The sequence below is a fragment of the Conexibacter sp. CPCC 205762 genome, from assembly GCF_030646155.1.
Lineage (GTDB): Bacteria > Actinomycetota > Thermoleophilia > Solirubrobacterales > Solirubrobacteraceae > Conexibacter.
Genome location: NZ_JAUTDN010000008.1, coordinates 64,553 through 90,864 on the forward strand (window position 1 = coordinate 64,553; position 26,312 = coordinate 90,864).

At 72.7% G+C, this 26,312-nt stretch carries 27 protein-coding genes and 1 pseudogene; 17 read left to right on the forward strand and 11 right to left on the reverse strand.

Features of this window, described 5'->3' with window-relative positions; genetic code table 11:
* Positions 1 to 39: 39 nt before the first annotated feature.
* The 4 genes from Q7L73_RS09760 (at position 40) to Q7L73_RS09775 (ending at position 3,711) form a co-directional block, all read left to right on the forward strand.
* On the forward strand, positions 40 to 1,422 hold the full coding sequence (locus Q7L73_RS09760) for a cellulase family glycosylhydrolase (protein ID WP_304689345.1): 1,383 nt from the start codon (positions 40 to 42) through the stop codon (positions 1,420 to 1,422).
* Between the two features lie 149 nt (positions 1,423 to 1,571).
* Positions 1,572 to 2,948, forward strand: a complete 1,377-nt coding sequence (locus Q7L73_RS09765; RefSeq protein ID WP_304689343.1) for a cellulase family glycosylhydrolase — start codon at positions 1,572 to 1,574, stop codon at positions 2,946 to 2,948.
* On the forward strand, positions 2,924 to 3,307 hold the full coding sequence (locus Q7L73_RS09770; RefSeq protein ID WP_304689341.1) for a sulfite exporter TauE/SafE family protein: 384 nt from the start codon (positions 2,924 to 2,926) through the stop codon (positions 3,305 to 3,307). Before Q7L73_RS09765 ends, Q7L73_RS09770 begins: the two co-directional genes overlap by 25 nt.
* Complete coding sequence (locus Q7L73_RS09775) at positions 3,307 to 3,711, forward strand: TSUP family transporter (protein WP_304689339.1); 405 nt, start codon at positions 3,307 to 3,309, stop codon at positions 3,709 to 3,711. The genes Q7L73_RS09770 and Q7L73_RS09775 overlap by 1 nt, the downstream gene beginning before the upstream one ends.
* Before the next feature lie 12 nt (positions 3,712 to 3,723).
* On the opposite strand, the gene ppc is transcribed toward Q7L73_RS09775, so the two are convergent.
* The gene (gene ppc, locus Q7L73_RS09780; protein WP_304689337.1) at positions 3,724 to 6,366 is read right to left on the reverse strand and encodes a phosphoenolpyruvate carboxylase; all 2,643 of its coding nucleotides are present in this window, start codon (positions 6,364 to 6,366) and stop codon (positions 3,724 to 3,726) included.
* A 164-nt stretch (positions 6,367 to 6,530) separates the two neighbouring features.
* On the opposite strand from ppc, the gene Q7L73_RS09785 reads away from it, so the two are divergent.
* From Q7L73_RS09785 to Q7L73_RS09800, 4 genes are all read left to right on the forward strand, one after another.
* Positions 6,531 to 8,294: a methyl-accepting chemotaxis protein gene (locus Q7L73_RS09785; RefSeq protein ID WP_304689335.1), complete on the forward strand. Its 1,764-nt coding sequence runs from the start codon at positions 6,531 to 6,533 to the stop codon at positions 8,292 to 8,294.
* Positions 8,295 to 8,326: 32 nt separating this feature from the next.
* The gene (locus Q7L73_RS09790; protein ID WP_304689333.1) at positions 8,327 to 8,512 is read left to right on the forward strand and encodes a hypothetical protein; all 186 of its coding nucleotides are present in this window, start codon (positions 8,327 to 8,329) and stop codon (positions 8,510 to 8,512) included.
* 27 nt (positions 8,513 to 8,539) lie between these two features.
* Positions 8,540 to 9,091 carry a hypothetical protein gene (locus Q7L73_RS09795; protein WP_304689331.1) on the forward strand — a complete coding sequence of 184 codons (552 nt, stop codon included), beginning with the start codon at positions 8,540 to 8,542 and terminating at the stop codon, positions 9,089 to 9,091.
* A 174-nt stretch (positions 9,092 to 9,265) separates the two neighbouring features.
* A complete protein-coding gene (locus tag Q7L73_RS09800; protein WP_304689329.1) occupies positions 9,266 to 9,838 on the forward strand; it encodes an RNA polymerase sigma factor in 573 nt (190 codons plus the stop codon).
* 230 nt (positions 9,839 to 10,068) lie between these two features.
* On the opposite strand, the gene mgrA is transcribed toward Q7L73_RS09800, so the two are convergent.
* Positions 10,069 to 11,112 (reverse strand): L-glyceraldehyde 3-phosphate reductase, encoded by a 1,044-nt coding sequence (mgrA, locus tag Q7L73_RS09805; RefSeq protein ID WP_304689327.1) that lies wholly within the window; start codon positions 11,110 to 11,112, stop codon positions 10,069 to 10,071.
* 29 nt (positions 11,113 to 11,141) lie between these two features.
* Positions 11,142 to 12,212 carry an AbrB family transcriptional regulator gene (locus tag Q7L73_RS09810; protein ID WP_304689325.1) on the reverse strand — a complete coding sequence of 357 codons (1,071 nt, stop codon included), beginning with the start codon at positions 12,210 to 12,212 and terminating at the stop codon, positions 11,142 to 11,144.
* Between the two features lie 115 nt (positions 12,213 to 12,327).
* Between Q7L73_RS09810 and Q7L73_RS09815 the strand changes: the two genes are divergently transcribed.
* Positions 12,328 to 14,403, forward strand: a complete 2,076-nt coding sequence (locus Q7L73_RS09815; RefSeq protein ID WP_304689322.1) for a methyl-accepting chemotaxis protein — start codon at positions 12,328 to 12,330, stop codon at positions 14,401 to 14,403.
* An 84-nt stretch (positions 14,404 to 14,487) separates the two neighbouring features.
* On the opposite strand, the gene pepT is transcribed toward Q7L73_RS09815, so the two are convergent.
* Entirely contained in the window at positions 14,488 to 15,765 is a 1,278-nt protein-coding gene (gene pepT, locus Q7L73_RS09820) for a peptidase T (RefSeq protein WP_304689320.1), read from the reverse strand.
* A 39-nt stretch (positions 15,766 to 15,804) separates the two neighbouring features.
* Between pepT and Q7L73_RS09825 the strand changes: the two genes are divergently transcribed.
* Both Q7L73_RS09825 and Q7L73_RS09830 read left to right on the forward strand, forming a co-directional pair.
* The gene (locus Q7L73_RS09825; RefSeq protein WP_304689318.1) at positions 15,805 to 15,999 is read left to right on the forward strand and encodes a hypothetical protein; all 195 of its coding nucleotides are present in this window, start codon (positions 15,805 to 15,807) and stop codon (positions 15,997 to 15,999) included.
* Between the two features lie 102 nt (positions 16,000 to 16,101).
* Positions 16,102 to 16,929: a TIR domain-containing protein gene (locus Q7L73_RS09830; RefSeq protein ID WP_304689316.1), complete on the forward strand. Its 828-nt coding sequence runs from the start codon at positions 16,102 to 16,104 to the stop codon at positions 16,927 to 16,929.
* A 40-nt stretch (positions 16,930 to 16,969) separates the two neighbouring features.
* Here the strand turns inward: Q7L73_RS09830 and Q7L73_RS09835 are convergent, their stop codons facing one another.
* From Q7L73_RS09835 to Q7L73_RS09845, 3 genes are all read right to left on the reverse strand, one after another.
* Complete coding sequence (locus tag Q7L73_RS09835; RefSeq protein WP_304689315.1) at positions 16,970 to 17,452, reverse strand: nitroreductase/quinone reductase family protein; 483 nt, start codon at positions 17,450 to 17,452, stop codon at positions 16,970 to 16,972.
* Positions 17,453 to 17,513: 61 nt separating this feature from the next.
* A complete protein-coding gene (locus tag Q7L73_RS09840) occupies positions 17,514 to 17,864 on the reverse strand; it encodes a VOC family protein (protein WP_304689313.1) in 351 nt (116 codons plus the stop codon).
* A gap of 37 nt (positions 17,865 to 17,901) precedes the next feature.
* Positions 17,902 to 18,288, reverse strand: a complete 387-nt coding sequence (locus Q7L73_RS09845) for a hypothetical protein (RefSeq protein WP_304689311.1) — start codon at positions 18,286 to 18,288, stop codon at positions 17,902 to 17,904.
* Positions 18,289 to 18,438: 150 nt separating this feature from the next.
* Between Q7L73_RS09845 and Q7L73_RS28695 the strand changes: the two genes are divergently transcribed.
* Positions 18,439 to 18,645: a KTSC domain-containing protein gene (locus Q7L73_RS28695; RefSeq protein WP_370552645.1), complete on the forward strand. Its 207-nt coding sequence runs from the start codon at positions 18,439 to 18,441 to the stop codon at positions 18,643 to 18,645.
* Between the two features lie 186 nt (positions 18,646 to 18,831).
* Here Q7L73_RS28695 and ligD read toward each other — a convergent pair.
* The 3 genes and pseudogenes from ligD to Q7L73_RS09860 all read right to left on the reverse strand — a co-directional run.
* Positions 18,832 to 19,620 (reverse strand): annotated as a pseudogene (gene ligD / locus Q7L73_RS28700) (non-homologous end-joining DNA ligase); the annotation flags it as partial.
* 92 nt (positions 19,621 to 19,712) lie between these two features.
* Positions 19,713 to 20,492, reverse strand: a complete 780-nt coding sequence (locus Q7L73_RS09855) for a hypothetical protein (RefSeq protein WP_304689307.1) — start codon at positions 20,490 to 20,492, stop codon at positions 19,713 to 19,715.
* Positions 20,489 to 21,118, reverse strand: coding sequence for an RNA polymerase sigma factor (locus tag Q7L73_RS09860; protein ID WP_304689305.1), 630 nt, complete (start codon positions 21,116 to 21,118; stop codon positions 20,489 to 20,491). The genes Q7L73_RS09855 and Q7L73_RS09860 overlap by 4 nt, the downstream gene beginning before the upstream one ends.
* Positions 21,119 to 21,232: 114 nt before the next feature.
* Here Q7L73_RS09860 and Q7L73_RS09865 point away from each other — a divergent pair, with 114 nt between their 5' ends.
* Positions 21,233 to 21,817 (forward strand): hypothetical protein, encoded by a 585-nt coding sequence (locus tag Q7L73_RS09865; RefSeq protein ID WP_304689303.1) that lies wholly within the window; start codon positions 21,233 to 21,235, stop codon positions 21,815 to 21,817.
* Positions 21,818 to 21,973: 156 nt separating this feature from the next.
* Here the strand turns inward: Q7L73_RS09865 and Q7L73_RS09870 are convergent, their stop codons facing one another.
* Positions 21,974 to 22,630 (reverse strand): hypothetical protein, encoded by a 657-nt coding sequence (locus tag Q7L73_RS09870; RefSeq protein ID WP_304689301.1) that lies wholly within the window; start codon positions 22,628 to 22,630, stop codon positions 21,974 to 21,976.
* Positions 22,631 to 22,753: 123 nt separating this feature from the next.
* Here Q7L73_RS09870 and Q7L73_RS09875 point away from each other — a divergent pair, with 123 nt between their 5' ends.
* The 4 genes from Q7L73_RS09875 (at position 22,754) to Q7L73_RS09890 (ending at position 26,203) form a co-directional block, all read left to right on the forward strand.
* Complete coding sequence (locus tag Q7L73_RS09875; RefSeq protein ID WP_304689299.1) at positions 22,754 to 23,098, forward strand: response regulator transcription factor; 345 nt, start codon at positions 22,754 to 22,756, stop codon at positions 23,096 to 23,098.
* A 102-nt stretch (positions 23,099 to 23,200) separates the two neighbouring features.
* Entirely contained in the window at positions 23,201 to 24,226 is a 1,026-nt protein-coding gene (locus Q7L73_RS09880; protein ID WP_304689297.1) for a PAS domain S-box protein, read from the forward strand.
* Positions 24,216 to 24,905 carry a response regulator transcription factor gene (locus tag Q7L73_RS09885; RefSeq protein WP_304689295.1) on the forward strand — a complete coding sequence of 230 codons (690 nt, stop codon included), beginning with the start codon at positions 24,216 to 24,218 and terminating at the stop codon, positions 24,903 to 24,905. The genes Q7L73_RS09880 and Q7L73_RS09885 overlap by 11 nt, the downstream gene beginning before the upstream one ends.
* Before the next feature lie 17 nt (positions 24,906 to 24,922).
* Positions 24,923 to 26,203, forward strand: a complete 1,281-nt coding sequence (locus tag Q7L73_RS09890) for a hypothetical protein (RefSeq protein WP_304689293.1) — start codon at positions 24,923 to 24,925, stop codon at positions 26,201 to 26,203.
* Positions 26,204 to 26,312: the final 109 nt, after the last annotated feature.

Below are 26,312 nucleotides of genomic sequence, written 5' to 3' on the forward strand. Positions count from 1 at the left end.
AGGCCGCCTCAAGTGCGCCAACGGATCTTGCTCGTCGCCATGACGGGTCTCGCATTGCTCGTGCCGTCCGCGGTCGCGAACGCGAACAGCACGCAGTTCACGACCGTCGAAGCGCCCTCCGAGCTGCTCAACGGCTCGCCGGGCCAAGCGCTGGACGAGATCCAGGACCTCGGCGCGGACGCGATCCGCATCCAGGTCAGCTGGCGGTCGCTCGCGCCTGAGCCCGAGTCCAACTCGGCGCCGTCGTTCAACGCGACCGACCCGAAGGCCTACAGCGGCTGGGAGCGCTACGACGCCGTCGTCGACGGCGCGCGCGAGCGCGGCATCAGAGTCCACGCCACGCTCGGCGGCGCCGCGCCCGACTGGGCGACGTCGAAGCACGACGGCCTGACGCGCCCGGACGCGACCGCCTTCGGCAAGTTCGCGACCGCCGCCTCGCGCCACTTCGGCTCGAAGATCTCGTGGTGGTCGATCTGGAACGAGCCGAACCTCGGCAAGTTCCTCAAGCCGATCGCCAAGAACGAGTCGGCGACGATCTACCGCAACCTCTACCTGAAGGCCTACTCGGGCCTCAGAGCCGGCGGCACGCGCGCGCCGATCCTGTTCGGCGAGCTGGCGCCGATCGGCAACTCGCTGCGCGACATCGGCACGATCCGCCCGCTCGCCTTCCTGCGCGCTGCACTCTGCCTCGACAAGAACTACAAGAGAGCCAAGGGCAAGCGCTGCGCCGCGATCCCGACGCAGGGGCTCGCGCTGCACCCGTACTCGACCGGCGCCGGGCCGTTCCTGATCCCGCCGGCCGACAACGTCACGATCGGCGTCCTCTCGCGCGCGACCGACGCGCTCGACAAGGCCGCCAAGGCCGGCGCGATCGCCAAGCGCACGCCGCTCTACCTGACCGAGTTCGGCGTCCAGAGCTACCCCGACCGGCGCGTCGGCGTGCCGCTGGACGTGCAGTCGGACTACCGCTCGATCGCCGAGTACATCTCCTACTCCAACCCGCGCGTGAAGTCGTTCTCGCAGTACCTGCTGAGAGACGACGGCGGCACCGGCCGCGAGTACGGCAACTTCGAGTCCGGCCTGTTCCTCAACAAGGGCCGCAAGGCGAAGCCGGCGCTGCAGAGCTTCCGCCTGCCGCTCGTCGTGATCGCGAACAGAAAGTCGACGACGAAGGCGACGCTGTGGGGTCTCGTGCGGCCGGGCAAGAAGGCCCACCGCGGCGGCACCGTGACGATCCAGTACGCCGACAAGGGCAAGAGCTTCAAGAAGCTCGCCACGCAGCGGTTCTCCTCCAGCGGCTACTGGAAGCGCGCCGTCGCGACCAGAAAGGGCCGCAAGTTCCGCGTCGTCTGGAAGGCGCCGGACGGCACGACGTACACCGGGCCGGCGACGGTCGAGCGCGCCGCCGCGCCGACCGGCTGAGCCGCTCTCACTTCGGGCGCGACGGGCTGAGACTTTGGTCTGGTCCGTCGCGCTCGTGCGCTACCTTGCCGGAGTCGGCGCGTTGAAAGGGTCGACCGACCTCGACCCAGGAGAACGCCTTCGTGCGCCGATCGATTCCGCTGCTGCTCTTGTCCCTGCTCGCTCTGCTCGTCCCGTCCGCGGTCGCGAGCGCGAACGCGACGCAGTTCACGCTGCTGGAGGCGCCGAACGAGCTGCTCAGCGGCGCGCCTGACGCCACGCTCGACGAGATCAAGAGCCTCGGCGCCGACGGGATTCGGCTGCAGCTCTACTGGCGCGCGCTGGCGCCCGACCCGGAGGCGCGCAAGAAGCCGTCGTTCAACGCCTCCGATCCGGAGGCGTACAGCAACTGGGGCCGCTGGGACGCGGCGATCGACGGCGCCCGTGCGCGCGGTCTGAAGGTCCACGTCACGATCGCCGGCTCGGCGCCGACGTGGGCGACCGCCAACAAGGACCCCAACGGCATCTTCCGTCCCGACGCGTCCGAGTTCGCCAAGTTCGCGTCGGCGGTCGGCAAGCGCTACCGCTCGAAGGTCGCGCTGTGGTCGATCTGGAACGAGCCGAACCTCGGCAAGTACCTGCAGCCGATCGCCAGAGGCGAGTCGGCGACGATCTACCGCAACCTCTACGTGAAGGCGTACTCGGCGCTCAGAGGCGCCGGCGTGACGGCGCCGATCGTGCTCGGCGAGCTCGCGCCGCAGGGCAACAGACTGAAGACGATCGGCACGGTCGCGCCGCTCACCTTCCTGCGCGGGATGCTCTGCCTCGACGCCAGATACAAGAAGACGAGAAGCTGCGCGGCGGTGCCGGCGCAGGGCGTCGCGATCCACCCGTACTCGACCGCGCCCGGTCCCTTCCTGAGACCGCTGACCGACCTCAACAACGTCACGATCGGCGTGCTCGACCGTCTCACGAGCGCGCTCGACAAGGCCGCCAAGGCCGGCACGATCGCGAAGCGGATGCCGATCTACGTGACCGAGTTCGGCGTCCAGAGCTTCCCCGACCGCAGAACCGGCGTGCCGCTCGACGTGCAGTCCGACTACCGCGGGATCAGCGAGCGGATCTCGTATCTGAACCCGCGCGTGAAGTCGTTCTCGCAGTACCTGCTGACCGACGACGCCGACTCCGCCGCCGGCAACTACGGCTCGTTCCAGTCGGGTCTCTACCTGGCCGACCACAGACCGAAGCCGGCGCTGTTCGGCTTCCGCCTGCCGCTCGTCGTCGTCCCCAGCAGAAGCGCGACGCGGGCGACGCTGTGGGGCCTCGTGCGCCCGGCGACCGGCGCCGGCCGCGTGACGGTCGAGTACAGCGACAACGGCCGCAGCTGGAAGACGCTCGGCTCGCAGCGGTACGCGAGCAACGGCTACTTCACCCGCCCCGTCAGCACGACCGCGAAGCGCAGATGGCGGATCGTCTGGGACGCGCCTGACGGCACCACCTACACCGGTTCCGCGACGAGAGCGTGGACGAAGCCCTGGAGCGGCTGAGCCGGGAGCGCCTGCTCCGGCTGGCGGCGATCGGCAGCGCCGGAGGGCTGTTCAGCGGCCTCTTCGGCGTCGGCGGCGGCACCGTGATGGTGCCGCTGCTGCTGTTGTGGATGGGCTACGAGGCGCGCGCCGCGGCGGCGACCTCGCTCGGCGCGATCACGCTCACGGCCGCCTTCGCGGCGGCGACGCAGGGCCTGTACGGCAACGTCGACCTGCTCGCCGGCGGGCTCGTCGGCCTGCCGGCGGTCGGCGGCGTGCTGATCGGCACGTGGCTGCAGCAGCGCGTCCACAGCGACACGATCGCGTTCGCCTTCGCCGCCCTGCTGGCGGTCGCGGCGGTGCAGCTGGTGGTGCGCTGATGGGCGTCGGCGAGCTGCTGCTGGCGGGCGCGATCGGCGTCGCCGCGGGGATCTCCTCGGGCCTGCTCGGGATCGGCGGCGGGATCCTGTTCGTGCCGGCGCTGACGCTCGTGCTGGGGCTCGGCCACGTCGAGGCCGAGTCGACCTCGCTGCTGGCGATCGTCCCGGTCGCGCTCGTCGGCTCGTTCCGCCAGCGCAGCTACGGCAACCTCAGAGTCCGCGACGCGGGCGTGATCGGCCTGCTGTCGGTCGGCGGCGCCGTCGCGGGCGTCGCGCTCGCCAACGTGCTGCCGGTGCTGGTGCTGAGAATCGGCTTCGCGCTGCTGATGCTCAACCTCGCCCGCCAGCTCTTCCAGCGCGGCCGCAGAGACCGCCGCGCCCGCCTCGCGGGCGCGGGCGGCTGACGCGCCGTCGCCTCAGCCGGTGTTGCGCATTCCGGCGGCGATGCCGGCGACGGTGTGCAGCAGCGGGGTGTGGGCGTCGGCGTCGTCGGCGCGGGCGCGGCGCAGCAGGTCGACCTGGACGTGCGAGAGCGGGTCGATCCAGGGGTTGCGGTGGGTCAGCCGCTTCAGCAGCGCGGGCGTGTCGGCCAGCAGCTTGTCGTTGCCGGTGATCTGCAGGACGCGCTCGACCAGCCGCTCGTGCTCGTCGCGGATCGGCGTCCACAGCTCGCGCGCGCCGCTGTCGGTGACGAGCGAGAAGTAGCGCTCGGCGACGCCGAGGTCGCTCTTGAAGAGCGACATCTCCAGCGTCGAGATCATCGTGCGGAAGAACGGCCAGCGCTCGCGCATCTCGCGCTGCAGCGCCAGGTCGCCGCTGCCGAGCGCGCTGCCGGCGCCGTACCAGGCCGGCAGCAGCAGGCGGTTCTGCATCCACGCGAAGACCCACGGGATCGCGCGCAGCTCGCGCAGCTTGCGGCCGCCGCGCGAGGCCGGGCGCGAGCCGATGTTGAGCTGCGCCAGCTCGTCCAGCGGCGAGGCCTGGTGCAGCAGCGCGTCGAAGCGCTCGTCGTCGTAGATCAGCGCGCGGTAGGCGGCGCGGGAGCTGTCGGCGAGCCGCTGCGCCTCGTCGCGGAACTGCTGCGGCGGCTCGGCCGGCGGCGCCAGCGTCGCCAGCACGACGCCCGACAGCGTCTGCTCCAGCGCCCGCTGCGCCAGCTCCGGATGGGCGTAGCGCTGCGAGATCACCTCGCCCTGCTCGGTGATGCGGATGCGGCCGCGGATCGAGCCGGGCGGCTGCGCGACGATCGCGCGGTGGCTCGGGCCGCCGCCGCGCGAGGTCGAGCCGCCGCGGCCGTGGAAGAAGCGCAGCTTGACCTCGTGCTCGTCGGCGGCCGCCATCAGCCGCTCCTGCGCCGCGTACAGCTCCCACTGGGCCGAGACGAAGCCGCCGTCCTTGGCCGAGTCTGAGTAGCCGAGCATGATCTCCTGGCGCCGCTCGCAGCCGTTCAGATGGGTCGCGTACGCCGGGTCGGCGTACAGCAGCGTCATCGTCGCCTCGCCGGCGCGGAGGTCGTCGACGGTCTCGAACAGCGGCACGATCGGCAGCGCCTCCAGTCCGTCGCGGCCGACGCCGGCGCGGCGCAGCAGGTAGAGCGTCGCGAGCACGTCGGAGGGCTGCTCGGCCATCGAGATGATCACGCTGCCGAGCGCGCGGGCGCCGTGGCGTCTGACGCCGTCGGCGATCGCGAGGAAGCTCGCCAGCACCTCGTCCTCGGCGGCGAGGTCCTGCTTGCGGAAGTCGCCGCCCGCCAGCGCCGGGATCGCCGCCGCCAGCAGCTCCTGACGGCCGCGCTCGTCGGCGTCGGCGTAGCCGTCGACGAGCCGCCCGACGGCCGCCTGCAGCGGGCCGGCGTTCTGGCGCACGTCGAGCGCGGCGAGGTGGAAGCCGAAGGTCCGCACCTGCACCAGCAGCCGCGCGATCGCGCCGGCCGCGACGCGCGCGGAGGAGAGGCTGTCGCGCACCAGCTCGAGGTCGGCGGCGAGCGCGGCCGGCTCGGCGTAGCCGCCGTTCTCGCGGCGGCGCGTCTTCTGCAGCCGCGCGGCGATCAGCCCGAGCTTGCGGCGGAACGGCTCGTGCGGGTTGCGGCGGCGGCTGCCGACGTTCGGCAGCTCGGCCTCGTCGTGCTCGATCGAGGCGCGCAGCGCGGGGGAGAGGAAGACGTGGTCGTCGGCCTGCGAGAACTCGCGCGCGAGCGCGTCGACGCGGCGGTGCAGCAGCCGCAGCGCGGCCGAGCGGTGCAGCTCCAGCGTGCGCGCGACCGACGCCGGCGTCACCTCCGGGTTGCCGTCCATGTCGCCGCCGGCCCACGAGCCGAAGCGCAGCGGCGGCTGCAGCGGCGGCCAGGCGACGTCGAAGCAGCGCGACAGCTCCGCCGCCAGCGGCGGGATCGCGTCGAACAGGACGGCCTCGAAGAAGAACAGCGTGCGCCGCACCTCGTCCTCGACGCGCGGACGCACGCGACGGACCTCGTCGGTCTGCCACCAGGTCGTCAGCACCTCGCGCAGCTCGTCCTCCAGCGCGCGACGGCGGGTCGCGCCGACGCGCGGGTCGTCGAGCTTCTCCATGATCCGCCAGACCGACTGCTGGTGGTCGAAGACCGAGCGGCGCGTCGCCTCGGTCGGGTGGGCGGTCATCACCAGCCGCACGTCGAGCTGCGCGAGCCCCTCGGCGACCTTGCTGCGGGGGACCTGGCTGACGGCGCCGACGGTCGCGGCGAGCGACTCGCGCTGCGGCACGCTCGCGTCGGAGTCGTACTCGCGGCGGCGACGCAGCCGCTCCAGCTCCTCGGCGATGTTGGCGAGCTGCAGCTGCATCGAGCAGGCGCGCACGTACGGCGCCAGCCGCGCCGCCGGCTGGCCGCGCAGGAAGGTCAGCAGCTGCTCGCCCTGGGCCTGGTCGCCGTCGCGCAGCGCCAGCGCGCTGTCGCGCAGCCAGAACAGCCGCTCGCGGAAGGCGCGGCCGTTCTGCTCCTCCAGCACGTCACCGAGCAGACGCTCGAGCAGGGCGGTGTCGCGGTCGAGCGCGTCGGGGGCGGAGGCGGCGGCAGTCACGTTCATCTCGCAACCATTGTTGCGAGATACGCGGTGGAACAGTTGTTCCGCTGGTGAAAAAACGCCTGCGCTCAAGGTACGCGCGTGTCTGCCGACATACGGAGGGACGTTTCTGGAGAGCGGCGGCGCGCCCGCGCCGGCTGCCTGACGATCGTGGAGGAGTCATCGGGGTGAAGGGCTTCCTTGGCATTCGCTGGACCGTCGGACGCAAGCTGGCGCTGGCATTCGGCGCGCTGGTGGCGATCGTCGTGACGATGGGCGTCGTCTCGTTCGTCGTGCTGTCGTCGCTGGAGCAGAAGCACGCGCGCGTCGTCGCGGCCGCCGAGCCGGCGTTCGACGCGCAGACACGCGCGCAGGTGCGCCAGCTGAACGCGGACTTCTCGTCGCAGGTCGACAGCTCGCGCGTGCTGCTCGTGATCGCGCTGGTCGGCGCGACCGTGCTGGCGATCGCGCTCGCGCTGTGGATCACGCTGGCGCTGAGAATGCGCACGCGGCGCGTGCTGGCGCGGCTGCACCACCTGCGCGACGACTGCGTCAGCAACCTCAACAGCGGCCTCGCGGCGGTCGCGAACGGCGACATGACGATCGTCGTCGAGCCGACGACGAAGCCGATCTCGAGAGTCTCCAGCGACGAGATCGGCGAGATCCAGGTCGCCGTCAACGAGATCCTCGAGAAGACGACGACCTCGATCGCCGAGTACAACGCGATGCGCGAGCAGCTGCGGGGCGCGCTCGGCGACCACTCCTGCCTCGACCTGCTCGTCGCGCGGATGGAGTCGCTGCAGTCCAACTGCCTGACCGACATGCAGCGCGGCATCACCGCGATGGCGGCCGGTGACCTGTCGCTCGACATACGCGCGGTGACGGAGCCGCTGCCCCCGGCCGCGGCCGGCGAGTCGCGCGGCAGCCTGGCGGAGTTCTTCGACGGCATGCTCGGCAGCGCGCAGGCGTCGATCGCCGCCTACACGAGAATGCGCGCGACGCTGTCCGAGATGCTGCGCGAGATCGCCGACAGCAGCGCCAACGTCTCCGCCGCCTCGCAGCAGATGGCGATGACCTCGGAGGAGACCGGCCGCGCGATCGCCGAGATCGCGACGACGATCGGCGAGGTCGCGCAGGGCGCCGAGCGGCAGGTCCGCTCCGTCTCCGACGCGCGCGAGATGACCGAGGAGGTCGCCTCCGCCTCGAAGCTGAGCGCCGAGAACGCGCAGGAGTCGGCGCGCGCCGCCGAGCAGGCGCGCGAGGTCGCCGAGGAGGGCGCCGCCGCCGTCGTGCAGGCGACGAGCGCGATGGAGGCGGTCCGCCGCTCCTCCGGCGAGGCGACCGACGCGATCCGCGCGCTGACCGAGAAGTCGGGCGAGATCGGCGGGATCGTCGCGACGATCACCGGGATCGCCGAGCAGACCAACCTGCTCGCGCTCAACGCCGCGATCGAGGCCGCGCGCGCCGGCGAGGCCGGCCGCGGCTTCGCGGTCGTCGCCGAGGAGGTGCGCAAGCTGGCGGAGGAGTCGCGCGGCGCCGCCTCGACGATCGGCGGCCTGATCGGCCAGATCCAGCAGGAGACCGGCAGAGCGGTCGAGGTCGTCGAGAACGGCGGCCGGCAGACGGAGGAGGGCGCGGCGACGGTCGAGCAGGCGCGCGCCTCGTTCGAGCGGATCGGCGGCTCGGTCGAGGACATGTCCACGCGTGTCGGCCAGATCGCGACCGCGATCGAGCAGATCGCCGCCAGCGCGCTGCGGATGCGCGAGACGATGGCGGCGGTCGCGGCGGTCGCGGAGGAGTCCTCCGCCTCCAGCGAGCAGGTCTCCGCGTCGACCGAGCAGACCTCCGCCTCGACCCAGCAGATCGCCTCCTCGGCGCAGGCGCTCGCGCGCACCGCGGAGGAGCTGGACGCGCTCGTCAGCCGCTTCACGCTCGACGGCGCGGCGGCGTGAGCTGGAGCCCGCCAGCGGGTACCTGTGCGGGAATGACCCAGGAACACGACAGACCCCGGCCCGACGACGACGACCCGCGCAAGCCGGCGAGCGGCACCAGAGGCGGAGAGCCCGGCTCCAGGGGGGACGACGACGCCGACACGCTGCCGGGCGCGCCCGGCGACAGCGACACGCCGCTCGGCGACACCGACCAGCATTCGAGAGTCCCGTCGCAGTAGCGGCCGGTCGCCGTTACGCTCCGCCGCGTGGCGGAGTGGGAGCTTGACGGTGACCAGCTGAAGGCGCGCCGTCCCGGGATCGAGCCGCATGTCGTCCACCCCGGGGCCGGCGTCGTCGCGGTCGAGGACGAGCTGACGCTGCCGAGCGAGCGCGCGCTCGGCGCGCGCTGGATCGTGCTGCCGGCCGAGGAGCGGCGGCTGCGCGTGCGCGACATGCTGCAGGCGCTGCTGGAGGAGGCGTGCGCCGGCGGCGGCGGGGCGTGCTTCCGCGTCAACGGCGCGCGCGCCGAGCCGCTCGACGACGCCGCGATCTCACGGCTGCTCGACGGCGTCGCCGGCCGCACGCTGGTCGAGCGCGACGGCGTGCGCTGGTGTGAGTTCTCATGGCGGCCGGGTGAGCCGTACCTGCGCGCGGCGATCGTCTGGCTGGAGCCGGCCGCGAGCGGTCCGCTGGAGCAGCGCCTCGGCGACGCCTGGTGGGCGCGGGCGCAGGCGCGCGAGCAGGCCGCCGCCGGACGCACGGCCGCCGGCGACGGCCGGCGCCGCGGATGGCTGCGGCGGCGGCGTGAGCGCGGCTGAGCGCGGGCGGCCGGTGGCTGCTGCGGCGGCGCGAGCGCGGCTGAGGCGCGCCGCGAGCGCGACCACGCTCCACGCCGATGCGCCGGGAAGGGGCGCGTCGGCGCTCGCGCCAGTTTGGCGCGTGGGCGCAACATTCGCTGTCACGTTTCCGTTCTCAGCTTCGAAATGGAGACGATGGGGTCGAGCTTCGACGAGCGCGACGACGAACGCCTGCTGCGCGCGACCGCGGCCGGCGATCCGCGCGCCTTCAGCAGCTTCTACCGCCGCCACCTCGCGGCGGTGCTCGGCTTCCTGCTGCGCCGCACCGGCGACGAGCGCACGACCGCCGAGCTGGCCGCCGAGACCTTCGCCGTCGCGCTGCTGAGCTGCCAGCGCGGCCTCACCGGCGGCGAGACGCCGCGCTCCTGGCTGCTGCTGATCGCCGAGCGCGAGCTGCGCGAGAGCCGCCGCCGCGGCCGCGTCCGCAGCGCCGGCCGGCGCCAGCTGGAGATGGACCGGATCGTGCTCGACGTCGACGACGTTCGCCGCGTGCGCGCGCTGGCGCTGCTCGACCCCGGGGCGGCGATCCTGCACGTCGTCGACGAGCTGGCCGGCGAGCAGCGCGAGGCGGTCCTCGCCCGTGTCGTCGAGGAGCGCGACTGGGACGACATCGCCCGCGAGCTGCGCGTGCCGGAGGCGACCGTCCGCCGCCACGTCCGCGTCGGCCTCGCGCACCTGCGCACCCGCCTCAGCGCGGAGCCGGCGTAGACGCACCCGGCCCGTTAAAAGGGGCCGGCCGGGCTGAACGCCCGGCCGGTTACCCCCGGTCATGAATCGCCACTGACTGCAAACGTCCCAGGACTTGTGTCTGATGCCTGGGCAACTGGACACTCCCGGCCTCCGAAACGGGCCGCCGGCCGAAGCCGGCGCGTTTTGCGGACGAGCCTCGAAGGGCTCAAGCCGAGTGGGCGATCCGCCGGATGGACCACTCTAGCGCGTCAGTCGACCTCGGCCGATCTCGCCCACAGGTTGACGCCGGCCTCCTTCGCGTGCGCCTCGATCTCGGCCAGCTCCTCGTCGGAGAACTCGAGCTGGTCGAGCGCGCCGAGGTTGTCGTCGAGCTGCGCGACGGAGGAGGCGCCGACGAGCGTCGAGGTGACGCGCGGGTCGCGCAGCGTCCACGCCAGCGCCATCTGCGCCAGCGACTGGCCGCGCCGCTTGGCGACCTCGTTCAGCGCGCGGATGTGTCTGAGCGTGTCCTCGGTCAGCCAGTTGGGGTCCAGCGAGGTGTTTCTGGCCGCGCGCGAGTCGGCCGGGATGCCGTCGAGGTAGCGGTCGGTCAGCATCCCCTGCGCCAGCGGCGTGAAGACGATCGAGCCGACGCCCTCCTCGCCGAGCACGTCGAGCAGGTCCTCCTCGATCCAGCGGTTGAGCAGCGAGTAGGAGGGCTGGTGGATCAGCAGCGGCGTGCCGAGGTCGCGCAGGATCCGCACCGCCGCGGCGGTCCGCTCGCCGCTGTAGGAGGAGATGCCGACGTACAGCGCCTTGCCCTGCTGGACGGCTGTGTGGAGCGCGCCCATCGTCTCCTCCAGCGGCGTGTCCGGGTCGAAGCGGTGGGAGTAGAAGATGTCGACGTAGTCGAGCCCCATGCGGGTGAGCGACTGGTCGAGCGAGGCGAGCAGGTACTTGCGCGAGCCGAACTCGCCGTAAGGGCCGGGCCACATGTCCCAGCCGGCCTTCGTCGAGATCACCAGCTCGTCGCGATGCGTACGGAAGTCCTCAGCGAAGATGCGGCCGAAGTTGCTCTCCGCCGTGCCGTACGGCGGCCCGTAGTTGTTGGCGAGGTCGAAGTGGGTGACGCCGCGGTCGAAGGCGCGCCGCAGGATCGCGCGCTGCGTGTTCAGCGGGCGGTCGTCGCCGAAGTTGTGCCACAGCCCGAGCGAGATCGCCGGCAGCAGCAGGCCGCTGCGCCCGCAGCGGCGGTACTGCATCGAGGTCTCGTAGCGGTCGGGGGCGGCGACGTACTGATCGAGCGTGTCCATGTCCCCCATCCTGCCATGCGCGCGACCCGCTACGGAAGCGACGCGCGTCGTCGTACCCGTGCGTGCAGCAGCAGCCTGACCGCGTACGGCGCCAGCAGCACCATCACGAGCAGCCGCAGGCTCTGCACGGCGACGACGAAGGTCGTGTCTGCGCCCGTGCCGACCGACGCCGCCAGCACCGCGTAGAGGCCGCCCGGCGTCGTCGCCAGGTAGGCGTCCAGCAGCGAGGCGTGGGTCGTCGCGTGCAGCACGACCGCGAGCCCGAAGCAGGCGAGCGCGAGCACGACGACCGAGATCAGCACCGGTATCAGCAGCCTGCCGAGCTGGCGGACGGTCGCGATCGTGAAGCGCAGCCCGACCTGCAGGCCGATCACGCCGAAGGCCGCCTCGCGCAGCAGCGGCGGGACGGCGAAGGAGCCCTCCGGCAGCGCCAGCGTCAGCCCGGCGGCGAGCAGCAGCGGGCCGAGCAGCAGCCCGGCCGGCAGCCGCGTCAGCGTGCCGAGCGCGGCGCCGGCGGCGGCGATCGCGAGCGTCGCGCCCCAGTCGCCGGGGGTGCCGAAGAACGGCTGCGCGTCCCCGGTCGCGTGCGCGGCGCCGTGCGCGCCGGGGAAGAAGAGCGCGACCAGCAGCGGCGTCGCGAGCACGATCAGCAGCACGCGCACGTACTGCATGAACGCGACGATGCGGTCGTCGGCGCCCAGCTCGCGCGCCATCGTGACGATCCCGGAGGCGCCGCCTGCGACCATCCCGAGCGCCGCCGTCCGCTCGTCGACGTCGGTCACGCGCGCCATCAGGTCGCCGGCCGCGAGGCACAGCAGCAGCGTCGCGGCGCTGACGAGCGTCACCGGCAGCCAGGCGCCGGCCAGCGCCGACAGCGAGTCCGACTGCAGGTAGCCGCCGAGCGTGACGCCGGTGAGCGCCTGCGCGACGCCGAACGGGGCCGCGCCGATCTCGAAGCGGCCGGGCGTCCGCAGCGCGACCGCGAGGCCGATCAGCAGGGCCGCGAACAGCGTCGCGGAGGGGAGCCCGAGCGCGTCGAGCGCCACCGCCGCCAGCAGCGTGGTCGCGCCGAGCGCGAGCCAAGCGGCGGTGCGCGGCATGTCCCTCGAGGCTATCGCGGGGTCGGTCTTTCCGACGGACCACTTCAAAGCACGGCCCCAGGAGCCGACTACACGGGCCAGGTCGCCCCCACATCTCCCAGAAGGATCGGTCCCCGTGAAGTTCTCTGTCCGTACGAAGCTGCTCAGCGGCTTCCTCGTCGTCATCGCCTTGATGGTGGTGCTCGGTGTCGTCGCGATCTCGCGCATGGGCGCGATCAACGACAACGTGAAGCAGTTCGGCACGAAGGTCTCACCGAGCCTCCGCGACATCGGGTCGCTCAACGCCTACCTGTTCATCTACCGCTTCGACCAGATGGACTTCATCGTCGGGCAGCCGAGAGACCGGATCGCCGCCGCCAGATCGATGGGCACCGACCTCGCGATGGTCGACAGATACGTCAGAAGACTCGAGAGCACGACCTCCGGCAGAGAGTCCAGAACGGTCAGCGAGTTCAAGCAGGCGTGGGACGGCTACGTCGCCGCGACCGCGCCGTTCAGAGCGTTCGCCGAGAGAAACGACTACACGAACGCGATCGCGACCGTGAAGAGAGGCAACGGCAGAAGAGCGTACGACGCCGCCGTCGCGCAGCTCGTCGCGCTCAACGACCAGCTCGGCGCGATGTCGACGACGCAGTCCAGAGACGCCGAGAGCACGGTCAAGAGCGGTCGCACGATAATCCTCGTGCTGCTGGCGATAGGCGCTGTCGTGGGGATAGCGATCGCCTTGTTCGTCGGCCGTCTGATCGCCGGCGGGCTGCAGCAGCTGGTGCGCGCCGCGCGGGGGATCGCCAAGGGGGACGTGCAGCAGAGAGTCGAGGTCAAGTCGCGTGACGAGCTGGGCGAGGCCGGCGACGCCTTCCGCGAGATGATCGTCTACCTCGACGGGACCGCGCAGGCGGCGAGAGCGATCGCGGCCGGCGACCTGACCGTCACGATCGAGCCGAAGGGCGACAGAGACGCGCTCGGCAACGCCTTCGTCGAGATGAGTCAGCAGCTGCGCGAGGCGCTCGGCGACAGATCATCGCTGGAGGCGCTGGTGGACCGCATGGAGACGCTCTCCGCGCTCGACCTGGCGGCGCTGCAGACGGCGCTGGAGGCGGTCGCCAACGGCGACCTGACCGTCGCCGCCGACATCAACACGACCAAGCTGGAGGCGGACGAGGGCTACGCGCTCGGGCGCCTCGGCGAGATCTTCAACCAGATGCTGGAGCAGATCCAGTCGTCGGTCCACGGCTACGACGAGATGCGCGAGCGGGTCGCGGCGATGCTGCGGCAGATCTCGACCGAGACGCAGGCGGTCGCCGCGGCGTCGCAGCAGATGGCGACGACCTCGGAGGAGACCGGCCGCGCGATCGGCGAGATAGCGTCGGCCGTCGGCGAGGTCGCCTCGGGCGCGGAGCGTCAGGTCCGCACCGTCGGCGAGGCGCGCACGACCGGCGAGGCCGTCGTCGTCGCCGCCAGCTCCTCGCGTGAGAACGCCGACCGCACCGCGCAGGCCGCCGAGCAGGCGCGCGAGGTCGCGGAGTCGGGTGCCGAGACGATCGCCCGCGCGACCGAGGGGATGCAGGCGCTGGTCGAGGTCTCCGGCCAGGTGACCGAGGCGATGCGCGGCCTCGGCGCGAAGTCCAACCAGATCGGCGGGATCGTCGGCACGATCACCGGCATCGCCGAGCAGACCAACCTGCTGGCGTTGAACGCGGCGATCGAGGCGGCGCGCGCCGGCGAGCAGGGGCGCGGCTTCGCGGTCGTCGCCGAGGAGGTCCGCAAGCTGGCGGAGGAGTCGCAGCAGGCGGCCCGCTCGATCTCGGAGCTGATCGAGGAGATCCAGCGCGACACCGGCACCGCGGTGGAGGGTGTCGAGGCGTCGGGCTCGCAGATCGAGGAGGGCGTCTCGACCGTCCAGGAGGCGCGCGAGGCGTTCCTGGCGATCGGCGCCAGCGTCGAGGACATGAACGCGCGCGTCGGCGAGATCGCCGCCGCCGTCGGCGAGATCTCCGATCGCGCCGGGCAGATGGAGGAGAGCATGGCCGAGGTCGTCTCGGTCGCCGAGCAGTCCTCCGCCTCGACCGAGCAGGTGTCGGCCTCGACGCAGCAGACGTCGGCCTCCTCGCAGCAGATCGCCGCCTCCGCGCAGGAGCTGGCGAAGACCGCCGAGGAGCTGGAGCGGCTCGTCGGAGCGTTCAAGCTGTAGTCCGCTGAGCGAGCCCGCTCTTGCGAGCGAGCGGGCTCACTGCGGATCTTCAGGCCCCCGGGACCGGGGGTTACGTGGGCGGCGTCACACCTGTGGCGTCGCCCACGCCTCTGCCAGGCGCACGATCGTCGCCGCCGCGGCGGCCATCTCCTGCAGCGACGCCCACTCGCGCACCGAGTGGTACTCGTGGCCGCCGGTGAAGAGGTTCGGCGTCGGCAGCCCGCGGGCGCTCAGCAGCGAGCCGTCGGTGCCGCCGCGGATCGGCGTGCGGATCGGCTCGAGGCCCTCGGCGCGCAGCGCCAGCTCGGCCAGCTCGACGACCTCGGGCGTGGCGGCGAGGTGGTCGCGCATGTTCGGGTACTGGCGCTTGACCTCGACCGTCAGTCTCGCGCGCGGCTCCTGCGCGACGACCTCCTCGGCCGTTCTGCGCAGCAGCTCGACGTGCGCGGCGAGCAGCTCCTCCTCGAAGTCGCGCACGATCGCGACGATCGTCGCTCTGCCGGGGCTGCCGCTGATCTCGTAGGGGTGGATGAAGCCCTCGCGGCCCTGCGTCGTCTCGGGCGTGAGACGGTCGGACGGGAGCGCCGCGAGCACCTGCGCGGCCAGCCGCGCGGCGTTGACGAGCTTGCCGGTCGCGAAGCCGGAGTGGACGTCGATCCCCTCGATCGTGATCGTCGCCTGGGCGGCGGTGAAGGTCTCGTCCTGCAGCTCGCCCAGCTCGCTGCCGTCGATCGTGTAGGCGCACCGCGCGCCGAACCGCTCGACGTCGAAGCCGAGCCCGCCGCGGCCGATCTCCTCGTCGACCGTGAAGCCGATCCGCAGCGTCGGGCAGGGCGCCTCGGGGGTGGCGACGAGGTGCGCGACCGCGGCCATGATCTCGGCGACGCCGGCCTTGTCGTCGGCGCCGAGCAGCGTGTCGCCGCTGGAGCTGATCAGGTCGTGCCCCTGCTTGCCCCGCAGCTCCGGCATCTGCGCCGGGTCGAGCACGGTGCCGTTGCGCGGCAGCGCGATCGGGCCGCCGTCGTAGTCGCGGTGGACGAGCGGCTCGACGCCCTCGCCGGGCGCGTCCGGGCTCGTGTCGACGTGCGCGATCAGCCCGACGACCGGCGGCTCCTCAGGCCCGTTCCAGCCTTGCGCCGGCAGCGTCGCGTAGACGTAGCCGCCGGCGTCGACCGCGGCGTCGGCGAGGCCGAGCTGCTGCAGCTCCTGCGCGAGCAGGTTCGAGAGATCGCGCTGACGTTCGCTGCTCGGCGTCGTCTCGCTGTCGCGGTCGGACTGCGTCGAGACACGGACGTAGCGGAGGAAGCGGTCGAGCAGGTCGGGCGCGAGCTGCTCGGCGAGAGAGGAGGTGTACGCGGCCATTAGGCCACCCTACCCGCGGCGCCTATCCTGGACGACGTCATGGCCAAGGCGTTCAAGCACGGCAGCACCCACAAACCGAAGAAGAAGTGCTGCAAGTCCAAGCCGCGCTGCAAGCGCTGCCCGGTCGTGCTCAAGCGCCTTCACACCACCGGCTTCGCCGAGCGCCGCGAGGACGGCGACTACGTGATGATCGACCTGGTGCCGAAGAGGGTGCTCAAGGAGGCGCGGCGGTAGCGGACACGATCCGACCCGGCGTGACCGGTTCAGTCGGCGATCGCGTCCGCGATTGGCGTAATGGTGTCCCGTGAAGCAGACGAAAACGGTAGCGTTTTCGAGATGTCAGACCAAGATCCAGCCGTCTTCATCGGTTCGTCGTCGGAGGGCAAGCAATACGCCGAGTACCTTCAAGCAGCGCTTGACGAATACTGTGAGGCGACCGTGTGGGACCAAGGCGTATTCGGTCTCAGCCTGAGCAGCCTCAGTGCATTGAGTATCGAGGCGAAGCAGGTTGATTTCGCCGTCCTCGTACTCACGCCTGACGACATCACGGTCAAGCGAGGGGTTTCGGAGCCTTCGGCACGCGACAACGTGGTCTTCGAGGCTGGACTTTTCATTGGTGCTCTTGGCGCCAAGCGGACGGCTCTTGTCTATCCCACGGATATGAGATTGGACTTGCCCACTGACCTGTTGGGCACCACGATGTGCGCGTTCAGATCGCGGCGTGTGGATGAAAACCTCCGTGCAACGATGAACCCCGTCGCGCTGAAAATCCGTGAACTTATGAGAACACTGGGCGCGCGGAGATCCGGAGATGGGGCCCCAGTGGAAGAAATCCAGGAGCACACTGCGATGAGGCCACTCGCGGAGGAGAAGGCGGAACTCGACCGCGAGCTGGATGCACTGAGTACAGCCGCAGAGGCGCAAGGCTGGACAGTAAAGACGAGGACGGATTCGGTCTTTCGCCTGCTCGATCGCGATGGCACTCGTTACTCGCTCTCGATCGCAAGCCCGCGGCCCACGCGGGTCGCTCTTCGTGAGTTTGCGCGCGAGTTGAATGAGAGAGGTCTCCGCTGCAACCGGACGCTCCTGCTTCCCGTCGATGCGGTGCCGCCAAAGTCAGACCAACGTGGCAGAGAAGGCAGAGGGCGTCGAGGGGGCCGATAGAAGCTCCCGGTCTATGTAGGCCTCAGCCGCCCACCCATGCTCAGCTGCGCGGCTCGATGCGGAAGACCGGCTGCTGCGCGGCGATCCGCTCGAAGTCGGCCAGCGGGGCGCGGCGGTCGACGGGGATGTGGGGGCGGGCGCCAGGCGCGAGGGCGAGGTAGCGCTTGATGATCGGCGCTCGTTCCGAGACAGGCACCTCGACCAGCCGGACCTCGCTGCGCTCGCCGAAGGTCAGCACCGCCTTGCCGCCGTCGGCGCGCACGTTCCGCACCCAGGCGGCCTCCTCGCCCAGCATCGAGACGAGATAGCGCTCGCCCTCGTAGTCGGCGACGACGACCGGCAGCGCCATCGTTCTGCCGCTTCTGCGGCCTCTGATCTCCAGCGTCGCGCCGACGCCGAGCGTCAGGATCCCGCGCGCGTACATCCACGCCGACAGCGCGTTCATCGCTCTCGCCAGCCCGCGCGGTCTGTTGCCGCGATACATCCAGCGCTTCGGGGAGTACCAGACGGGGCCGCTGCTCATGGCGCGGACGATAGCGCAGGCGCGCCACGCTCCGGACCGCGCGGCTCCTACGGTCTCTCGCTCACGGGTGGCTGAGGATGTTCAGCACCCGGCCGCTCGGGTCGCGGACGAAGAAGCGGCGGACGCCCCAGGGCTCGTCGGTGAGCGGATGGACGATCTCGCAGCCGCGCGCGACGGCGGCGGCGTGGGCGGCGTCGACGTCGTCGACCTCGATCGAGACGTCGGGGACGACGGGGGCGCTGGCGTCCTCGCTGAGCACGCTCAGCTGCGCCGCCGGGTTGCCGGGCGCGGCGTAGGTGACGATCCAGCCGTGGTCCATCACGGGCTCGAGGCCGAGCACCTCGCTGTAGAAGCTGCGGCCGGCGCCCGGGTCGGCGGCCTGGAGGTTGGGGACGATCCGTCTGACGGTCATGCGCGACACGATGACGGCCCGGCCGGCGCGACGCGGCTCAGGCGTCGACCAGCACCGCCGCGATCGCGCTCAGCAGCGCCGAGCCGCCGGCGACGACGGCGGTCGCCTTCGCGCTGCCGGGCGGAAGGTCGGAGCGCGCGCCGGCGGTCGCGGCGACGTCGGTGAGGTCGCCGGCGATGCTGGCGGCGAGCCAGGGCCGGATCGGCTTGCCGGAGACGGTCGCGGCGAGTGCGCCGACGTGCAGCAGCGTCTCGCGCGCGCCGAAGCCGCGCAGCGCGACGGTCGCGGCCGGCTCACGCGCGCCTGCTCCGAGCCAGCGGCCGGCGGCGAGCTTGGCGGGCACGGTCAGCAGGCCGGCGCCGTAGAGGACGCGCGCGGTCAGAAGCGCGGCGGCAGCGCCGCGGGCGGGGGTGAGGGAGGGCATCGCAACGGATACGGCGTGGCCGCGGGCGGCAGATGAAACGGCGAGCCGGGGGCGTCAGCGCAACCGCGAACCGGCGCGGGCGGCAGCGCCGCGGGGCTATAGCTACGACGACACCGCCCACAGGCGGTGTGCAGAGTCATGGCGCCGACGATGATCCCAACGCCTCAGAGCAGCAGCGTGCGCGCGATCGGCTACGAGCCGCGCACGCGCGAGCTGCACATCCGCTGGGACAGCGGCACCTACGCCTACGCCGCCGTGCCGGCCGTCGTCTGGGCCGAGCTGCGGGCGGCTGACTCGAAGGGCCAGTACGTCAACACGCGCGTGAAGGGCGTCTTCGCGCATCGCAAGGTCGCGTAGGACGCTCGCAGCGAGCGGCTCGCGGATCGAGCAGGCGCTCAGTCGACGATCCCCGCCTCTGCCAGCAGCGCGTCGAGCATTCTGCGGGCGGGGCCGAGGGGGCTGGGGGTCGGCGGCGAGCTGCTCCCACGGGTCGCCGTCGCGGGCGAGGCGGGCGGGGAGGGAGCGGATCGACCAGCGGTCGGGTCTCATGCGGCGCTCCTCCAGCTCCTCCCAGGCGAGCGGCGCGGCGCAGGTCGCCGCCGGCAGGGCGCGGACGGAGTAGGGCGCGACGGCCGTGTGGGCGTAGGCGTTGCGCTGCACGTCGACGAGGATCCGGCCGCCGCGGTTGATTCTGCGCTGGGCGAGCGTCAGTCTGCGCGGCTCGCGGACGACCGCGAGGCGGCCGAGGTCGCGGGCGAAGGCGCGCACCTCGTCGTGCTCGTGGCGGCGCTGGAGCGGGACGACGACATGGTAGCCGCGCGAGCCGGTCGCGAGCGCGAACGGCGGCAGGCCCAGCTCGTCGCGCAGGATCGCGCCGATTGTCAGCGCCGCCTGGCGGACGTCGTCGTCGTTGCCGCCGCTGGGGTCGAGGTCGAGGATCAGGCGATCGGGGCGGTCGAGCCGGTCGCGTCTGGAGAGCCACATGTGCAACGACACGCAGGCCTGGTTGGCGAGGTAGACGAGCGTCGCGGCGTCGGTGGCGACGACGTGAGTGACGCTGCCGCCCTGCTTCGGCGTGCTGGTGCGGTCGATCCAGTGCGGGAAGTAGCTCGGCAGCTGCTGCTGGAAGATGCCGTGCTTGTCGACGCCGTCGGGGAAGCGCTGCAGGTTCAGCGGCCGGTCGGCGACGTGGCGCAGCAGCGCGGGCGCGACCGCCTCCATGTAGCGGGCGAGGTCGAGCTTCGTCACCCCGCTGGCGAACAACGCCTTCGACGGCTTGGAGACCTCGACGACGTGGTCGTCGAGCTCGATCGCGACGGGTGCGCTTGCCATGGGGCGTCAGCTACCCCGCCCCGGCGCCACGCTATCGCCGGAAGTCAGGCCGGCTCATGAGCGCCGCGCGGCGGGCGGCGGCGTGGGCGGCGTCAGGCCGCCTCGGAGCTGGCGAGCGTCAGCAGCGTGTCGACGTCGACGTCGCGGCTGCTGACGACGCAGGTGCGGCCGTCCTGGTACCACATCACCGCCGGCGCGCCGTCGACCGTGTAGACCCACAGCGGGATCCCGTTGCGTCTGACGAACCTGCCGCCGGCGACCGGCAGCTCGTCGCCGCCGGCGATCGCGTAGCCGATCCGCTGGCCGCCGGGGGCGTCGTAGAAGACCGTCTTGACCACGCGACCGCCGACGTCGTCGTCGCGCGCGCCGCTCGCGCTCCAGGCAGCGCCGTCCGGGCCGGGCGGATTCGCCTGCCAGTCGGGGAAGGAGACCGGCGCGACGGCCGCGTCGAGCGTGCCGGCCGCGGCCGGGGCCGGCGCGGGCGCGGTCGGCTCGCGCAGCGCGACGGCGGCGACCTGACGGACGCTCGCGGGCGCGCCGGGGCCGTCGCCGCTGCCGCCGCCGAGCACCAGCGCCAACGCGACCACGACCGCCGCCACCGCCGTCAGCAGGCCGCCGGCGACGGCGATGCGGGGGCGGCGGAGGCGGCGGCGCGCGCCAGCCGCGCCGCGGTTTGCGTCGGATGCGCCGCGATTTGTGCCAGCCGCGCCGCGGTTTGTGTCAGCCGCGCCGCGGTTTGCGTCAGTTGCGCCCGCTGCCATCGCCTCGACCCGTTCGCGCAGGGCGGCGGGGGCGGGGACGTCGAGCGAGCGGATCGCGTGCGTGACGGCGTCGACCTGGCGCTGCTCGTCGGGATCAGGGGCGGTGCTCATCGGTCCTCCATCAGAGCAGACTCCGCCGCGGGCCCATTCGTTCCCGGCGCATCGCTTGTGGGGGCGCCCGGCGGCGGCGCGGCGGGGAGGGGCGCATCGCTTGCGGGGGCGCCGGGCGGCGGCGCGGCGGGCGCCGGCGCCTCGCCTGCCAGATCTCTCGCCACGCGCGCACGCGCCCGGTGCAGGCGCGACGTGATCGTCGCCTCCTTCGCGTCCAGCAGCCGGCCGGCCTCGCGGTAGGAGAGGCCGGCGACGTCGACCGCGATCAGCGCGAGGCGGAACTCCTCCGGCAGGCGGGCGATCGCGGCGAACAGCTCGTGCGCCTCGTAGGCGGCTTCGGGCTGGCTGCCGGAGCGCGGGTCGCCGGCGACGACCTCCTCCAGCGGGGCGACCGTCTGCGGCCGCCGCGACGCGGTCCGGCGGCTGCTGAGGAAGGTGTTGCGGAGCGCGCCGAGCAGGTAGCCCAGCTCCTCCTCGCCATGCAGGCGGCGCGGTCTCGCGAGCACCCGCGCGACCGTCTCCTGCACCAGGTCCTCCGCGTCCTCGCGCGAGCCGCAGAGCGCCCACGCGGCGCGGTAGAGCCGGTCGAGGTGACGGACGACCGCCTGCGGATCGAGTCGCCGCATCGCACGACTGTACTGCGGCTTCGCGACGAGGCTGGGAAGGAACCGGGAAGGGTCGGCGTCTCCAAGGGGGCAAGGCGCGCCGTACCGATCTCTCCGACAGTTCAGGAGCGCAGCATGAGACTCCGCACGTTCGCGACCGCCGGCCTCCCGGTGGCGGTCGTCATCGCCCTCGCGACCGCAGGTTGCGGCAGCAGCGGCAATTCCAGCGACACCGGCTCCGGCTCCGCGAGCGGCTCCGCGCCCAGCGGCTCGGCGGCGTCGAGCGGCGGCGGCGCGTACGGCGGCGCCGCGGCGCCGAAGACGACCGCCGTCGCGCCGGCCTCAGGCGGCAGCCAGGCGACCGTCAAGACCGCCAGCACGCCGCTCGGCACGATCCTCGTCGACGGCCAGGGCAGATCGCTCTACCTGTGGGAGGCCGACAGCGGCTCCAGCAGCACCTGCAACGGCGCCTGTGCGCAGGAATGGCCGCCGCTGACGACCAGCGGCGCGGCGCAGGCCTCCGGCGGCGCGAAGGCCGGCATGCTCGGCACGACCAGACGCTCCGACGGGACGACGCAGGTGACCTATGCCGGCCACCCGCTCTACTCCTTCGCCGGCGACACCGCCGCCGGCCAGACCAACGGCCAGGACAGCGACGGCTTCGGCGCCGAGTGGTACGTGCTCACGCCCACCGGCGCCGCCGACAAGAAGACCTCCTAGTGGTGTGATCGGTTGCGTTTGCTGGGTCCGGCGCCGTCATCGTCGTGGCTGGCAAGGACGCAGATCCGAGTAAGACCGGGGTCTTTCGAGTGATCGAGGACGCCGCCAGGCGCGGCGAGGACAAGCCCGACCCGGCAAACGCCGCCGATCACGCCACTAAAGCGCGTTGCCGTCGCGCAGCTGGAAGAACAGCACTGCGGCCGCGAGCGCGCCCAGCGGCGCGACCGCGACCGTCACGACGAGCGACAGCAGCACGCGCAGCACGTCGCCGCCGACGGCGCCGATGATGCCGGCGACGAAGCCGACGACGAAGGTCAGCAGCCAGATGATCAGGATCACGGTGAAGACCTGCCAGCCGTTGCCCTTGACCAGCTGCTGACTGCGTGAGAAGGCGTCGAGCCCGCGGTTCTCGAGCACGACCGCGGGCGCGACGACCGCCCAGATCGTCAGCAGGAAGAGACCCGGCACTATCAGCAGCAGGAAGCCGAAGAAGATCGCCACGCCGCCGAGCAGTGCGACCCCGATCAGCGGCCCGATCACCGGCGTGACGCTGCTGAAGAGCCCGCCGAGCGAGCTGTCGAGCGTGCCGTCGCGGACGTCCTCGACGAGCTTGGCGACGACGCCCTGGAAGAACAGCTGGGCGATCGCCGTGATCGCCAGCGCGATGAAGACCGACACGCCGCTGTCGAACACGTACGACGCGATCGCTGTGACGAAGAAGACGAGCACGGCGGCGATCAGCAGCGGCGCCGCGTGCTCGCGATAGATGCGGAACGCGCGGTCGATGACGGCGCCTGGGTCGATGGTGTTCATGCGCCGGATTGTCAGCGGCACGGCGGACGACTGCGACGGGGAGATCCCTAATCCTCACCCCAGCCCGGCGACTGGCGGAAAACCGAAGCACGGCGGCCCTGCCGATCGGCGAACATGCGCTCCGTGAGCAGACGCACCGTCATCGTCGTCGACGACCACGCAGCGTTCCGCCGCCAGGCGGCGCGGCTGCTGCAGGCGGCCGGCTGGGAGGTCGTCGGCGAGGCGCCCGACGGCGCCTCGGCCGTGCGGCTCGCGCAGGCGCTGCGGCCGGACGCCGTGATGCTCGACGTCGGCCTGCCGGACAGCTCCGGCTTCGAGGTCGCCGACGCGCTGGGCAGCGGCCCCGACGTGCTGCTCGTCTCCTCCGATGAGGACGCCGGCGAGCTGGCGCGCGAGCGCGAGCGGGCGTTCCTGTGGAAGGGCGCGCTCAGCACGGACGCGCTCGCCCGCGCGCTCGGCGCCGCCTGACGGCCGCCCGGGAGGCGAGGCACGGCCAGCGGATCCGGGTTCGGTTCCGGGTCGCGCCGGTTGTCGGACCGTAAATGCGTCCGTAAGCTGCCCGCGGCCCCGATGACGCTCGACGCACCCTCACCTGACGCCGCGCGGATCGCGCCCGGGACGCTCGCAGTGCTCGACGCGGCGCTCGACGCCGTCGTCGCGATGGACGGCCGCGGCACCGTCCGCTTTTGGAACCGCGCCGCCGAGCGGATCTTCGGCTGGACCGCCGCGCAGGCCAGCGGCCGCGAGATGGCCGAGCTGATCGTCCCCGAGCGCCACCGCGAGGCGCACCGGCGCGGCGTCGAGCGGCTCGTCGGCGGCGGCGCGCCGGTGCTGATCGACCAGCGCGTCGAGATCCAGGCGGTCAAGGCCGACGGCAGCGAGATCCCGGTCGAGCTGACGGTCACGCGGATGCCGCTGGCGGAGCCGCTGTTCCTCGGCTACGTGCGCGACATATCCGACCGCGTCGCCGCCGAGCAGCAGCTGCGCGAGTCCCGCCACCGCCTGCTGGAGGCCGCCTACGCGACCCGCCGCCGCTTCGAGCGCGACCTCCACGACGGCGCTCAGCAGCGGCTGATCGGCACCGGGATCGCGCTCCAGCTCCTGCGCGCGCGAGTAGAGGACGGCGGCGAGCTGGCGGAGCTGATCGACGAGGCGCGCGCCGAGCTGACGGCCGCGACCGCGGAGCTGCGCGAGCTGGCTCGCGGCCTCCACCCGGCGGTGCTGACCCAGGGCGGGCTGCGACCGGCGCTGCGGGCGCTGACCGGCCGCGCCCCGATCCCCGTCAGCGTCGACGGCGTGCCGGCCGGCCGGCTGCCGATCGCGGTCGAGACGACGGCCTACTTCACGCTCGCGGAGGGGCTGACGAACGTCGCCCGCCACAGCGGCGCGCGCAGCGCCGCGATCACGATCGAGCAGGACGCGACGCTGCTGCGCGTCACGCTCAGCGACGACGGCCGCGGCGGCGCCGTCGTCGGCGCCGGCTCCGGCCTCGACGGCCTGCGCGACCGCGCGCTGGCGCTCGATGGCCGGCTGTGGGTCGAGGACGCGGAGGCCGGCGGGACGCGGCTGGTGCTGGAGGTGCCGTGTGCGCCGTGAGCACGGCGACACGGCCGCCGCGGCGCTGCGCGTGGTCGTCGCCGACGACTCGGCGATCCTGCGCGAGGGCGCCGCGCGCCTGCTGACCGACGCCGGCTTCGACGTCGTCGCGCAGGCGGCCGACGCCGACGAGCTGCTGCGCAAGGTCCGCGCGCACAAGCCGGCGGTCGCCGTCACCGACATCCGCATGCCGCCGCGCGGCGAGGACGACGGCCTGCGCGCCGCCGTGCGGATCCGCGCCGAGCTGCCGCACGTCGGCGTGCTGGTGCTGTCGCAGTACGTCGAGGAGGCGTACGTCGAGGCGCTGCTGGCGAACGGGGCGGAGGGCATCGGCTACCTGCTGAAGGACCGCGTCGCCGACGTCGCGCGCTTCACCGACGCGCTCCATCGCGTCGCCGAGGGCGGCTCGGTGCTCGACCCCGAGGTCGTCGCGCTGATGATGGGCCGCCGCACGGCGCAGGATCCGCTGGCGGCGCTGACGCCGCGCGAGCGCGAGGTGCTGGGGCTGATGGCCGAGGGCCGCACCAACCGCGCGATCTCCGCCGCGCTGCACCTGTCCGAGCGCGCCGTCGAGCGCCACGTGACGGCGATCTTCGGCAAGCTCGCGCTCGACGCGACCGGCGACGACCATCGCCGCGTGCTCGCCGTGCTGCGGTATTTAGAAGCCGTTAGCGCTTGATACGCCATCATCCGGGGATGCACGGACGCTTCCCCCGCACGGCCGCCGCGCTGCTCGCCGCCGCCGTGCTCGCGCCCGCCGCCGGCGCGAGCCTCGCCGCACCCGCCACCGCCGCCGCGCAGCTGCCGCCGCGCCCCGCGGGCTGGCCGGCGACGCTCCAGCTCGGGCTCAAGGATGCGCCCGGGGACGCGCTGAAGTCGCGCGCGAAGTACCGCACCGGCCTGCGCTACCAGTACCTCAGCGGCGGGGTCAACACCGGCAAGGGCTGGGCGACGTGGAACAGAGGCGGCGCGTTCGTCTCGATCTACGCGCGCGAGTCACGCCGCGCGAAGACGATCCCGGTCTTCACCTATTACAACCTGCGCCAGTCGAAGCCGGGCGCGGGGATGAAGGACGAGGCGAGAGCGGACCTGCGCAACCTCGCCGACGTGCAGACGATGCGCGCTTACTACGGTGACGTCGCGCTGGCGCTGAGACGGGCGGCGAGCATCCGCCCGGCGCGGGTGGTGCTGCACGTCGAGCCCGATCTGTGGGGCTACATCCAGCAGGCGTCGGAGGACGACGACGCCGCGACCGTCCCGGCCGCCGTCAGCGCGACCGGCCGCGCCGAGCTGCAGGGCCTGCCCGACACCGCCGCCGGCTTCGCGCAGGCGCTCGTGCGGCTGCGCAACGCCTACGCCCCCAACGTCCGGCTCGCCTACCACCTGAGCGACTGGGGCACCAGAGTCGACCTGCACGTCTCCAAGCCGAACGGGCAGCGGACCGACGCGCTCGCCGGCCGCGCCGCCGCCTTCGAGCGCTCGCTCGGCGCGCGCTTCGACCTGATCTTCACCGACTGGGCCGACGCCGACGCCGCCTTCAACCAGAAGATCCGCAACGACGACGGGGCCTCGTGGTGGGCGCCGGCCGACTTCACGCGCGCGACCCGCTTCCTCGCCGGCGTCGTGCGCGGCACCGGCACGCGCGCGGTCGTCTGGCAGCTGCCGCTCGGCAACACGGTGATGCGGGCGATGGACGACACCTGGGGCCACTTCCGCGACAACCGCGTGCAGACGCTGCTCGACGACGGCCCGCGCTACCGGCTGCTGAGAAGACTGGCGCGCGCCGGCGTCGTCGGGCTGCTGTTCGGCGCCGGCGCCGAGGGGGCGACCAACGCCTTCGACTGGCGCAGAGACGGCGTCACGAACCCGCCGCAGCTGTTCGGCCCGACGCGCCGCTCCTACGACGCCGACGACGACGGCGGCTTCTTCCGCCTGCTCTCGCGCCGCTACGCACGCAGCACAGTGCGGCTGCCCTAGCAGCGTCGCGTCTCGGCACCGGCGCAGCCCAGCCGGCCGCCCGCTCCGCCCGCCTGCCGGGAGGGGCGGGCGGGCGGGGCGGCATCGAGGGGCCTGCTGGGTGCTGCGT